Genomic DNA, 12,894 nt, shown 5'->3' with positions numbered 1-12,894 from the left:
CTTCGACAATGGTAACAGGTAGGGGCAGTGATGTCGATGGGAAAAATATCTTCAGAGGTCTTAGAGCGTATCCGCAAGGAAGTAGACATCTTGGATGTAGTAAGTCAGTATGTGAGTTTAAAGCGTGGCGGTCGCAATTACTTTGGTCTTTGTCCTTTTCACTCCGAAAGAACTCCTTCTTTTACTGTTGCAGCACATAAGCAAATTTATCATTGTTTTGGTTGTGGTGCTGGCGGAGATGTCATCCAATTTCTCATGGATGTCGAGCAGTACACTTTTCAAGAAGCTGTCATTCACTTAGCAAAAGAAAAAGATATTGCAATACCAGACGAAGCATACACTGTTTCGGATGAAGATCAAGTTATTAGTCGATTGCGTTTTGTACTTTCCACAGCAACAAAACTTTATCACCACTTATTATTGCATACCCCCTATGGAAGGGAAGCTAGAGAATATCTAGCGAACCGAAAAATAAGTTTGGAGACCATGAAAACATTTGAAATTGGTTATGCACCGTCTACCGAATGTTTGATACCCTTTTTTCAGAAGCGAGGAGTATCCATTGATTTATTGGTAGAAGCTGGTCTTGTCGTTGTTCCAGATGATAAAACTCGATCTGCTTATGATCGATTTCGTCACCGTATTCTCTTTCCAATCACTGATCCCCAAGGAAGAGTAGTGGGATTTGGTGGTAGAGCACTTGCGGATAATGGTCCAAAATACTTAAATTCTCCGGAGACACGCCTTTTTCAAAAACGGAATCATCTGTTCAATCTTTCTCGTGCCCGGAAACATATCCGCAAGGATGGACAAGCTATACTGATGGAGGGTTTTATGGATGTCATCTCACTTTGGCAAGCTGGGATTTCTCATGGGATAGCTCCACTTGGAACTGCTCTAACAGACACACAGGCCCGCCTTATTGGTCGAAATACGAACAAAGTAACACTTTGTTTTGATTCCGATGAAGCAGGGCAATCTGCAACTGAGCGTTCACTGGAAATGATGAAGGAACAAGGATTAAAAGCAAGGGTAGCTCAGATGCCGGTAGGTCTGGACCCCGATGATTTTTTACGAGAAAAAGGGGCCACTGCATTTCGAGAAGAAGTCCTCGGTGGTGCAAAACCGATTGCTCAGTTTATGTTGGATCGCATGAAACGAAGTTACAAGTTGACAGATGATGATGATCGTCTTAGTTATATTGCTGCTGCGATACGTTTTATCGCAGCATTGCCAACCGCTACTGAGCAAGATTTATATGCCAGACACCTATCTGAAGAGTTTCATTTATCATTCGAAGCAGTGAAAGAAGAACTGAGCAAACAAAAATTTCCCAAAAAGAAGAGCATACAGAGGGATAAAGAAAAAGTCAAGTGGAATAATGGTAATCAAACGGTGAGCAAACATACGCTTGGAATGTCGCCAGTAGAAACGGCAGAAAAATATTTAGTAGCACATATGATACAAAATAAGCAAGTAGCTGGCTGGGTGGAAGATGAGTTGAAGGATTATCATTTTAAAGGGGACTATGGGTCTTTCATTCCTTATTTATGTGCTTATTATTCAAAAGGAAATCAAGCTGGTTTTGTCCCCGTTATCCAATCGCTTCAAGACTCAGTTCTAGTAAAAAAGATTACTTCGCTTGGAATGTTAGAAATACCATCAGAAGTGAGTAAGGAAATGATAGGGAACTTAATAGATAGAATACGCAAATCTGATTTAGTTGAAGCGATAAAGCAGCAAGGAAAGCAAGTAAGACAAGTGGAAAACGCAGGAGAGCCATTAAAAGCAGCAGAGTTGGGATTACAAGTGATAGAACAACTTAGGAAAAAACAGAAAATGTTTAAGCAGTAGGAGGAAGGAGGAGTTAGATTGGCAAACGAATCGCATGTCGATGAAATTACATTGGATCAAGCCAAAGAACAGTTAATAGAGTCCGGGAAAAAACAGGGTGTTCTAACTTATAAATCGATTATGGAAAAATTGGCATCATTCGAACAAGACTCTCAACAAATAGATGACTTCTTTGAGGTGTTAACGGAACAAGGTATTGAAGTTATTAATGATGGAGAAGACGAATTTAACCATAATGATGATACGGAAAATGATAACTTCCTACAAAATGATTTGAGTGTTCCACCTGGCGTTAAAATTAATGATCCAGTACGGATGTATTTGAAAGAGATTGGACGAGTTCCGCTTTTATCAGCAGAAGAAGAAGTCGATCTTGCAACTCGCATTGAAGAAGGCGATGAAGAGGCAAAAAGAAGATTAGCAGAAGCTAATTTGCGCTTAGTAGTGAGTATTGCAAAAAGATATGTAGGACGTGGAATGTTATTTCTCGATCTAATCCAAGAAGGTAATATGGGTCTTATCAAAGCGGTAGAAAAATTTGACTACCGTAAGGGATTTAAATTTAGTACGTATGCAACTTGGTGGATTCGACAAGCAATTACGCGTGCAATTGCTGATCAAGCAAGAACTATACGTATTCCTGTTCATATGGTGGAGACCATTAATAAATTAATCCGTGTATCTCGTCAATTGCTTCAAGAATTAGGCAGAGAGCCCATGCCAGAAGAAATCGCAAAAGAGATGGGGTTAACTCCAGAAAAAGTTCGTGAGATCATGAAAATAGCTCAAGAACCTGTATCTTTGGAAACTCCAATCGGTGAAGAAGATGATTCTCATCTCGGTGACTTTATTCCAGATGATGATGCAACAGCTCCAGCTGAGGCTGCTGCATATGAACTCTTAAAAGAACAGCTTAAAGATGTATTAGATACATTATCGGAAAGAGAAGAAAATGTTTTGCGATTGCGTTTTGGATTAGATGATGGTAGAACTCGTACCTTAGAAGAAGTAGGAAAAGTATTTGGAGTAACACGTGAACGAATTCGTCAAATTGAAGCAAAAGCACTCCGCAAACTTCGTCATCCAAGCCGAAGCAAAAGGTTAAAAGACTTTTTGGAATAAAACACAACACGATTACTCACCAATCTACTCCCAGATTGGTGAGTTTTTTGTGCTCTCATTCTAACTCTATTCTAAGTCCAATGCAAATTAGCGAAGTGGCGAAATAAGCCTTTATCATCTGAATAAACAAAAAAATTGAAGAAAACAAACCTTCTCGCCTATAATAAGGTTGTAAGCGCTGTCAATAAGGGTTGTAGGGGGACAAAGAATGAACTTTGATCTTACGAAAGAGCAATCCATGATTCAAAAGTTGATGCGTGAATTTGCAGAAGAAGAAGTAGCTCCAAACGCAGATGAACGAGATATAACTGGTGAGTTTCCAAGCAGTATCTTTAGGAAAATGGCTGATTTATCATTAATGGGTCTTAACTTCCCAGAAGATTATGGCGGTGGTGGGGCTGATACTATTTCCTTTGCAATTGCAGTCGAAGAATTAAGTCGGGTTTGTGCCTCTACGGGAATAACCTACTCTGCTCATATTTCACTTGGATGTGCTCCCATCTACTTATTTGGTTCTGAAGAACAAAAAAAGAAATATTTGATACCACTTTGTAAAGGGGAAACATTAGGTTCCTTTGGTTTAACGGAACCTAATGCAGGTTCTGATGCAGCTGGAACACAGACATCAGCTGATAAATTAGCTGATGGATGGTTAATACAAGGTTCCAAATGCTTTATTACAAATGCATCATATGCCAAATTTTTAAGTTTAACTGCCAGAACAAACTTAACAAAGGATAAGCGTGAAATAACTGCTTTTATTGTTCCAACACATTTGAATGGAGTCACTATAAATGATAATTATCATAAATTAGGATTAAAAAGCTCAAATACAACAGAAATATTTCTAGACAAGGTTCACATACCGCTAGAAAATGTGTTAGGTGAAGTGGGAAATGGATTTCGTCAATTTTTGGTCACTTTAGATGGTGGGAGAATTGGTATTGGTGCGATGGCTGTAGGTATTGCCCAAGGTGCTTTTGAATTAGCAAAAAAATATGCTGGACAGCGGATGCAATTTGGACATTCGCTTTCTAAAATACAAGCAATTCAACATAAACTTGCTGATATGGCAATGGAAATCGAAATAGCTAGAAATTATGTTTATAAGGCAGCTTGGCTGAAAGACCAGGGCAGGAAATTTACAAAAGAGGCTTCTATTTGTAAATTATTTGCTTCAGAAGTTGCAATGCGAGTTTGCAACCAAGCTATTCAGATTCATGGTGGTTGGGGATACATTCATGACTTCAAAGTGGAACGGTTTTTTCGGGATGCCAAGTTAACAGAGATCGGTGAGGGTACTTCTGAAATACAACGAAATATAATTGCCCGGGAAATAGGATGTTAAGTTTTTTTCTATTCAAGCCACAACTTATGAAAAGTTGTGGCCTTTCCTTAAGAATATGAACGGTAGCATTTTCTCACTTTTCCAAGCAGCATGAGCTTTATCGCTATCTCATTATGACGATACATAAAACAAAAATCTTCCCAGTTGCAGTTAAGAACTGGGAATTCTAGTATATGGTATTGCAGTAAGGATTGATCAAATCATCATAAATTAATTTTTTCAAGATTGTAAAAATACTCTATTTTAAACGAATAAGTAACACGCTCATTAGTAAGAAACTTCTATTTCTGTAGGGGAAAGTGGTTCATTGACAATTTCTCCTTGTGTATGTAGAATCACATATGAGGGAGAGAAGTTATCGAGATGTTACCTATATTGGAAAATTTTCCCCATTCATTTGAGACAGAGCGATTATTTATTCGAATGCCGCTACCAGGTGATGGAGAAGTCGTTCATGAAGCAATGATGGAATCGATGGCAGAGTTGAAAGAGTGGATGCCATGGGCACAATCCTGTCCATCAAAAGAGGAAACAGAGGCGAATGTTCGAAAAGCCCATGCCCAATTTTTAGAACGGACCGATTTACGCTTTCACCTGTTTGAAAAAGATACCAAAAAATTTATTGGTAGCAGTGGATTACATCGTATGGATTGGTCTGCCCGAAAATTCGAAATTGGATATTGGTGTCGAACATCCTTAACTGGAAAAGGATATATTACAGAATCTGTTCGGGGGATTTCTGTTTTTGCTTTTCAGATTTTAAATGCCAATCGAATCGAGATCAACTGTGATGAAAGAAACGTAAGAAGTAGAAAAGTTGCAGAACGTTTGGGCTTTCAATTGGAAGGTATATTACGAAATTATCAGTTAGGTGTAGATGGTCAGCTGGAAAATGTATGTGTTTATGCGTTAACAGATACTGATTTTAAAGAACTGAGTGAAAAATAATAAAAATAAAGCTAGATATCAGTATAGGAATGTTGTTTTTTGTTTGGAATTATTTTAATTATAAGATTATTAAAAAATTGTATAAATAGGTAGCTGAAATCAAGTCATTTCATAACATAATTATTAATAGATAAGAAATACGCAGGAAAAGCGTTTCGTTTTCTACATGTTTTTCTTCTATTTGGTAATCCTAATTTTTAGGTACCAGTGGAGGAGTGGAAAAATGAAACGTAAATTATTAGCTACTGTGCTTTTAGGAACAATAGTACTTTCTTTTTTATGTAATATAAACCAAATGTTTGCAACAGAATCAAAGACAAATAGGCCTACCTATCAAATTGATGCTACTTATTTAGAAAAAAAAGATATCGTAAAAGGACATATGTCTGTGACATTGCCTGAAATTCGAAATGAAATTCAAAACGAAGTATATTTTCGTTTGTATCCAAATGTTTTTCAGCATTGGAAATATGGTAAAGAAGCCAAACCATTAAAAGAAGGCCATATTGCCATTTCTCATGTAAAAGTGAATGGTGTAAAACAGAGTGTTAACATTAACGACACGGTAATGAAAGTAAGACTTCCTAAGCCATTACAAAAAGGAAGAAGTGCCAAAATAGAATTAGATTATGAGCTTTATTTACCTCATGGAGGTACACGATTAAACAAATATAAAAATACTGCTTTTCTGGCACAATGGTATCCAATGCTTGCTGTTAAAGATAAAGATGGATGGCATACAGAACCTTATACAACAACAGGTGATCCGTTTTATAGCACGATGTCTGATTTTGATGTGACATTCCATGTGCCCAAAGGTTATCAAGTTATTTCAACCGCGAAAGATATTCATCAAACCAAGGAAAATGTGCATTTACAACAGTATAATGTAAGAGATTTTGTTGCGGTTTTGACCAAAGACTATCACGTAATAAGCAAGAAATCGGGAAACACAAAAGTGAATTTATGGTATACCAATACTACAAAAGACGTTAGTGAGCCGCTATTGAAAGCTGCAGTAGATGGATTGCAATTTTATGGAAATCGTTTTGGCCATTACCCATACCAAGAAGTAGATGTAGTCTTAGGTGAAACTGGATATGGCATTGCAGGAATGGAATACCCAGGTCTTGTAACTTCACTTCCTAAAGTTCCGACATCAAATGGGATTTCCCCTGCAGTAAATGTAGTAGTCCACGAATTAGCTCACCAGTGGTGGTATGGAGTAGTAGGTAATAATCAAGCCAAGGAGCCTTGGTTGGATGAAGGTTTAACTACCTTTTCTGAGTTTCTCTATATGCAAAAGCGTATGAAGCAAGATGATGCACCTTGGTTAAAAAGAGTTGCTATCAAATCAGATGAAATACATCGATCAGCAGGAATTACGTCAGCTCAGCGTTTGTACGATTATCCTGACGAACTCTATGGAATTATGGTCTATTTACGTCCAGCAGCGATGATGTTTGCTTTAATGGATGAAATAGGAGAAGAGAAAGTCATGAAAATCTTAAATACGTACTATCATCAATATCAGTTTAAAATCGCAACCACCTCAGATTTTTTGCGTATTGCAAATCAAGTATCAGGGAAAAATTTAACTCCTTTTTTTGAGAAATGGTTGTATTTCAAAGGATGAGCATGAAAACGAGCACTTATGTTGCTCGTTTTTTCTTTGGGGTAAGATATAATAGAGTGAGGTGAAATAGGGCAGGTGGAAATGTGAAGGAAAAATTGTCAAAAAGATTAAAGGAAGTAGCTAAGTTTGTTCCTATTGATACTACAGTTGCTGATATAGGTGCGGACCATGGTAAACTATTGGTTTTTTTAGCACAGCACAATAAAATTGCCAGAGGGGTAGCGGGTGAACTAAACCTAGGGCCAATGAAAAATGCTACTGATTTTGTACATAGAAATGGATTTCAAGAAGTCATCGATGTAAGGTTAGGAGATGGCCTTGATGTCATTCATGAAGAAGTAGATGTTATCGTAATTGCTGGTATGGGTGGCTCTCTCATTACCAGCATTCTAGAAAAAGGACGAAAAAAGTTAGATGGAGTAAGCAGGTTAATTCTTCAACCCAATATTGGTGAAAATCGTATTCGAAAATGGTTGGATCAAAATAATTGGTATTTGGTAGATGAAGAAATCGTAGTAGAAGATGGGATCTATTATGAGATTATAGTTGCAGAACAAAATGAATCTGTTTCTGCATATCATCAGCTTCCACTTCAAAAAGAGCGGTTTTTTCAGATAGGACCACTATTATGGAGAAAAAAGCATACCCTTCTGATTCCGAAATTAAAATTCGAATTGCAAAGAAAGTTGGAAGTTCGCAAGCAGCTCAATAATGCCAAGTCAGAAGATGTAAAAGAAAAAATGGAGGAGATCGATTCTGAAATTAAAGATAAAGAGCAGGTGATACAATGGCTATCGATGGACATCAACTTATAGAAGTTTTTCAGCAGATGGTACCTCCTAATCTTGCATTAGAAAAAGATCGGATCGGATTCCAATTGGGAAATTTAGAGCGTAAAGTTACTGGTATTTTAGTAACACTGGAAATAACGGATGCAGTTGTCAATGAGGCAGTTGCTTTAGGAGCCAACTGGATTTTTACGCACCACGCTCTTATTTTTCAGCCGCTTGATTCTGTTCGTACGGATCAGCCGAGGGGAAAATTAATTGAAAAATTAATTACAAACCAGATTCAAGTATATGTAGCCCATACCAACCTAGACACGGTAAAAGATGGCGTAAATGATGTATTAGCAGATGAGATAGGTTTGCTGGAAAAGAAGACATTTCTCATCCATGGTAGTGATCCATTATTAAAATTTGTTGTTTTTGTACCTTCCAGCCATCTGGAAACAGTGAGAACTGCAATTGGTAATAATGGAGCAGGAGCTATAGGAGGATATAGTCATTGGACATTTGCAGGAAAAGGAACAGGAACATTTTTACCAGGTAAAGACAGCATTCCTTTCACGGGTATTCAAGGAGAGTTATCCAAAGTAGACGAATACCGATTGGAAACCATAATGCCAAAATCGCTGGAAGATCGGGTGCTTCAAGCAGTATTTGCTGCTCATCCTTATGAAGAGGTAGCCTATGATATTTATCCTCTTTCTCAAAGTGTTTCATATGGAATGGGTAAAGTTGGGAACCTCTTGGGAGAAATGACATTGGAAGATTTTGTCCTGCATCTGAAAAAAGCGTATCGATTGGATCATGTTCATGTTGTTGGAAACGGAAATGAAAAAGTAAAAAGAATAGCTCTTCTTGGTGGAGCTGGAAGCCGTTATGTAATGGAGGCAAAGAGACACGGGGCTGATGTTTACCTTACAGGAGATATCGATTATCATACTGCGAAACTTGCACTAGAAGAAAATATTTCTCTCGTTGATATAGGGCATGCCACAGAACAGCGAGTTGTCCCGCATGTTTGTCGTCAATTGAAAAACCTCTTAGAAGGAGATGCAAAAGTTTTTCCTTCTGAAGTCGATCAAAATCCATTTCGAGTACTATAAACTTGTTTCCCATCAAACAGGCAATGAATAAAATCTGTTTCAAAGTTATATTTTGCTATTGATTAAGTTTAGTACTTCTGTTATTATCTTATTTCATGGAAGTAAACAAAGCAATCGCCGGTGGATAACCGAAAGGTGCCACGGGAGGAAAGTCCGAGCTCCATAGGGCAGGGTGCCGGCTAACGGCCGGTGGGGGCAACCCTAAGGCTAGTGCCACAGAAATGAAGACCGCCGATGGAGGGAAACCTCACAGGCAAGGATGCAACGGTGCGGTAAGAGCGCACCAGCAGCATGGGAACATGCTGGCTAGGTAAACCCCACCTGGTGCAAGACCTGATAGAGAATCCGTATCTTTGGATACAGCTGTTGCCCGCAGTGATTCAGGGTAGGTCGCTGGAGTTAAGTAGCAATACTTGGCCTAGACAGATGATTGCTGCTCCATTTTGTGGGAGATATGACAAGCTATCGATTACCACTTGGAGAACAGAACTCGGCTTATTGGTTGCTTCCTACTTGCTTGTTTTAGACGCTGGGCGTCTTTTTAATATGAAAATACAAAGCAGAGACTAGTTCTTCGGACTAGTCTTTTTTATTCGTATAAATGGTATAGAAATGCTTATCCTATATAAAAAAGGTAGGTACTTATATGGAGGCATTTTCTACATACGAAGCTTATCTGAATCGTTATAAGACATATTATGATGAAGAAGGTGATGAAAGGCCTGGTATGATGACGAAGGAAGAGTTTTGTAGGCAATTCAAACTATTACGAGAAAGTTACCGAGCTTATCATGATCTGATTCAAATGGGTCAAACTACAGAAGCATCGCAATATTATACGCAGATCATTAATCAACTTGAAAATCAGTTAGCAATTGCGGATGCATCTGATAATTTTAGACAGGAAATATACATCGGATTCAAAGGAGAGTAAACATGCGATTGTTACAACGATTAACAGAAGCAAATGGTGTTTCTGGGTATGAACATGAAGTGCGAGATATAGTAAGAGATGAACTGCAACAGTTTGATGTCCATATTGTAGGAGATGGTTTAGGCAGTATTTTTGGTGAAAAAAAAGGCATAGCAGATAAACCTCGTATTCTGTTAGCAGGTCATCTGGATGAAGTTGGTTTTATGGTTTCAGAGATTACAAAAAGCGGTTATTTGCGCTTTACACCTTTAGGTGGCTGGTGGAGCCAAGTTCTTTTATCCCAACGTGTGATCGTCTTGTCTGGAAATCGTAAATTTACAGGAGTTATTGGTTCTAAAGCGCCTCATGTCTTAACAGTAGAGGAACGAAATAAAGTTTATCCGATGAAGGAAATGTATATTGATATAGGAGCACACAGTGATAGTCAAGTTAAAGAATGGGGAATCCGAGTTGGTGATCCAGTTGTTCCCACCTGTCCATTTGAAATTTTGCCAGACCAAGACACGATATTAGCAAAAGCGTTAGATAACCGAATGGGTTGTTATGTTGCAATAGAAGTATTGCGTAGATTACAAATAGAGGAACATCCCAATACGGTAATAGCAGGTGCAACTGTGCAAGAAGAAGTGGGTCTTCGAGGGGCACAAACAGCAGCGTATGCGGTGGACCCAGACATCGCCTTTGCGATTGATGTAGGGATAGCCGAAGATGCACCGGGACAGGAAAATTTGTTGCATCCTAAAATGGGTGAAGGACCGGTTATTACTTTTTTAGATGCCACTATGGTACCTAATATTGGTTTGCGTGATTTAGTATTGGATACAGCTTCAGAAAATAATATCCCTATTCAATCGGAAACCATGCTTGGTGGGGGAACAGATGCAGGAAGATTTCATATGAATCAACGTGGGGTTCCTTCTTTAGTAGTTGGGGTTGCAGCTCGTTATATTCATAGCCATGTTTCGATGGTGAGCAAAAAAGATGTTGAAAATGTAGTGGAATTAATGGTAAAAGTAATTCAAAAGATCGATGAGAAAAAATACAGAGAGCTTATATCTTTCTTGCATTAAAATAATGGGTAGAGGATATGGTAAATGAAACTTGTCAGTCGGCAAGTTTTCTTTATTATTTTGTGCAACTGCATTATTTGTGGTATTGTATATTTTAGCTAATAAAGCATTGTTAAACGGGGTTGTACCATGGATCAATGGTTGGTTGAGTTTTTACAACACTATGGATATATAGGAGTTTTTCTTTTTTTTGTACTAGGTATCGTTGGATTACCTCTACCCGATGAGATTATGATGACTTTTTTAGGATACCTCTCTTCCATCGGACAGCTGCATCTTATCTATACTTTCCTCAGCGCTCTTTTAGGCTCCGCAACAGGTATTACAATCAGCTATATTCTAGGCAGAAAGTTTGGATATCCTTTTTTACGGAAATATGGGAGCAAAATTTTTATCACGAGAAGAAGATTGCGGATTTCCCAGTTGTTGTTTCGTAAATATGGAAGTGCTCTTCTTTCTGTTGGTTATTTTATTCCAGGAGTTCGTCATGTAACAGCTTATCTTGCGGGAATTTCTTGTATGTCTATCACGAGATTTGCCTTATTTGCATATATAGGAGCAATTGTCTGGTGTGCAACTTTCATCGGTTTAGGCCATGTACTCGGTTCCAATTGGGAAATGTTATTTGAATATATTCATCGTTTTGGTACGAAGGCACTCTACATCATAGTACCACTAGCTGCCATTTCATTTGGTTACTATTTTTGGAGTCAAAACCGTTCTGTCAATAAAAAATCATCCTAGATAAATGCTTGTTATCTCCATTAAACAAAACAAACCTGCTATCCACTGAGAATAGCAGGTTTTTTATTTTTCCTTCGTGATTATTTTTTTTCGAATGTTTTGGTACCGAGATATATTGAGTAAGATTCCAGTTGCAATCAGTTGAAACATTAAGGATGAACCGCCATAGCTAATAAAAGGTAGTGGAACACCTGTAACGGGCAACAATGCTGTGACTACACCGAGGTTGAAAATCACTTGTATAGCAAAAAGACTGACAATACCAATACTGAGCAAGGTACCAAAAAGATCTTGTGCACGGGATGCGATCCGTATTCCTCGGATGACATATATACCAAATAAAACAATTAATGTTCCAGCTCCAATAAACCCAAGTTCCTCCGCAATAATGGAAAAAATAAAATCTGTATGTGCTTCGGGTAGATATGCCATTTTTTGAATACTGTTACCAAGACCTACGCCTGTTATGCCCCCTGGTCCAATAGCGTACAATGAATAAATAACTTGGTAACCATGATTCTGGGGATCACTAAATGGATTAAAAAGAGCCATTACTCGATTAACACGATATTGATCTAAGAAGAGAACAGCAACAAGAATGGGTATCCCCGCACTTGCAAGCAGGAAAAGTTGCCTAAGTTTAGCTCCGCCACAAAAAATGATGATCATACACGTGCTAAAAATAATGATTGTTGCACTATAGTGAGGTTGTATTACCAAAAACCCACAAAAAATAGTGATGATGGTAAGTGGAGGAAGGATTGTTTTCTTAAAACTGTCTAATACCTCTTGTTTTTTCACCATGATGGATGACGTATATAAGATCATTACAATCTTTACAAATTCAGAGGGTTGGAATGTAAACGATCCAATGCTGATCCATCTTCTTGCACCATTAGTCTCGCTGGCAAATAGCAAAACAAATATTAGCATAAACAAAGACACCAATAATAGCTTTCCTACATGCTTCCGATACCAATGGTAAGGAATATTGGAAAAGATAAAAAAAAGAACTAATCCAATTCCAGCAAAAATGAATTGTTTGTTGAAAAAGTAGTAGGCGTTTTGGTAATCCAAAATTCCTTTATAATAGCTTGTACTAAAGACCATCACAAGACCATATCCAACTAGAATAAACGTCAATAGGATAAGCCAGAAGTCTGGCTTTGTTCGTTGCATTGAAAAACTCCTCATTTGCATCTTCTTGGATATCTTATCAAATGTAAAACCAAAGCTCTAGTTTTTTGCTTAAAGTGAGGTTAATCCGTTAAGTAAAATCTCTATATAACCCATATTTTCCATAGGGCATAAAAATCCTTCACCTGCACAAGATAGAAAGAGAAAGTA

At 37.9% G+C, this 12,894-nt stretch carries 11 protein-coding genes and 1 other RNA gene; 11 read left to right on the top strand and 1 reads right to left on the bottom strand.

The window, feature by feature from the left end; translation table 11 throughout:
* The first annotated feature begins 36 nt into the window (after window positions 1-36).
* The 11 genes from dnaG to AC5WOF_RS00405 all read left to right on the top strand — a co-directional run bounded on the left by dnaG (window position 37) and on the right by AC5WOF_RS00405 (window position 11,547).
* Window positions 37-1,854 carry a DNA primase gene (gene dnaG, locus AC5WOF_RS00455; protein WP_496047985.1) on the top strand — a complete coding sequence of 606 codons (1,818 nt, stop codon included), beginning with the start codon at window positions 37-39 and terminating at the stop codon, window positions 1,852-1,854.
* Between the two features lie 18 nt (window positions 1,855-1,872).
* The gene (rpoD, locus tag AC5WOF_RS00450; RefSeq protein WP_496047984.1) at window positions 1,873-2,976 is read left to right on the top strand and encodes an RNA polymerase sigma factor RpoD; all 1,104 of its coding nucleotides are present in this window, start codon (window positions 1,873-1,875) and stop codon (window positions 2,974-2,976) included.
* 208 nt (window positions 2,977-3,184) lie between these two features.
* Complete coding sequence (locus AC5WOF_RS00445; protein ID WP_496047983.1) at window positions 3,185-4,324, top strand: acyl-CoA dehydrogenase family protein; 1,140 nt, start codon at window positions 3,185-3,187, stop codon at window positions 4,322-4,324.
* Window positions 4,325-4,687: 363 nt separating this feature from the next.
* Window positions 4,688-5,272 (top strand): GNAT family N-acetyltransferase, encoded by a 585-nt coding sequence (locus AC5WOF_RS00440; protein ID WP_496047982.1) that lies wholly within the window; start codon window positions 4,688-4,690, stop codon window positions 5,270-5,272.
* Window positions 5,273-5,495: 223 nt separating this feature from the next.
* Window positions 5,496-6,908, top strand: coding sequence for a M1 family metallopeptidase (locus tag AC5WOF_RS00435; protein WP_496047981.1), 1,413 nt, complete (start codon window positions 5,496-5,498; stop codon window positions 6,906-6,908).
* 83 nt (window positions 6,909-6,991) lie between these two features.
* Window positions 6,992-7,723 (top strand): tRNA (adenine(22)-N(1))-methyltransferase, encoded by a 732-nt coding sequence (locus tag AC5WOF_RS00430; protein ID WP_496047980.1) that lies wholly within the window; start codon window positions 6,992-6,994, stop codon window positions 7,721-7,723.
* A complete protein-coding gene (locus tag AC5WOF_RS00425) occupies window positions 7,696-8,799 on the top strand; it encodes a Nif3-like dinuclear metal center hexameric protein (protein WP_496047979.1) in 1,104 nt (367 codons plus the stop codon). The genes AC5WOF_RS00430 and AC5WOF_RS00425 overlap by 28 nt, the downstream gene beginning before the upstream one ends.
* Before the next feature lie 97 nt (window positions 8,800-8,896).
* Window positions 8,897-9,313, top strand: an RNA gene (gene rnpB / locus AC5WOF_RS00420) — RNase P RNA component class A.
* Window positions 9,314-9,445: 132 nt separating this feature from the next.
* Window positions 9,446-9,733 carry a hypothetical protein gene (locus AC5WOF_RS00415; protein WP_496047978.1) on the top strand — a complete coding sequence of 96 codons (288 nt, stop codon included), beginning with the start codon at window positions 9,446-9,448 and terminating at the stop codon, window positions 9,731-9,733.
* 2 nt (window positions 9,734-9,735) lie between these two features.
* A complete protein-coding gene (locus AC5WOF_RS00410; protein WP_496047977.1) occupies window positions 9,736-10,803 on the top strand; it encodes a M42 family metallopeptidase in 1,068 nt (355 codons plus the stop codon).
* A 129-nt stretch (window positions 10,804-10,932) separates the two neighbouring features.
* Complete coding sequence (locus AC5WOF_RS00405) at window positions 10,933-11,547, top strand: DedA family protein (RefSeq protein ID WP_496047976.1); 615 nt, start codon at window positions 10,933-10,935, stop codon at window positions 11,545-11,547.
* 63 nt (window positions 11,548-11,610) lie between these two features.
* Here AC5WOF_RS00405 and ftsW read toward each other — a convergent pair whose 3' ends face one another.
* The gene (gene ftsW, locus AC5WOF_RS00400; protein ID WP_496047975.1) at window positions 11,611-12,726 is read right to left on the bottom strand and encodes a putative lipid II flippase FtsW; all 1,116 of its coding nucleotides are present in this window, start codon (window positions 12,724-12,726) and stop codon (window positions 11,611-11,613) included.
* Window positions 12,727-12,894 lie beyond the last annotated feature (168 nt).

Source organism: Shimazuella sp. NTD250, from assembly GCF_059510375.1.
Note: the sequence above shows the minus strand (reverse complement) of the source record. Positions and strands in the feature narration are given on the sequence as shown.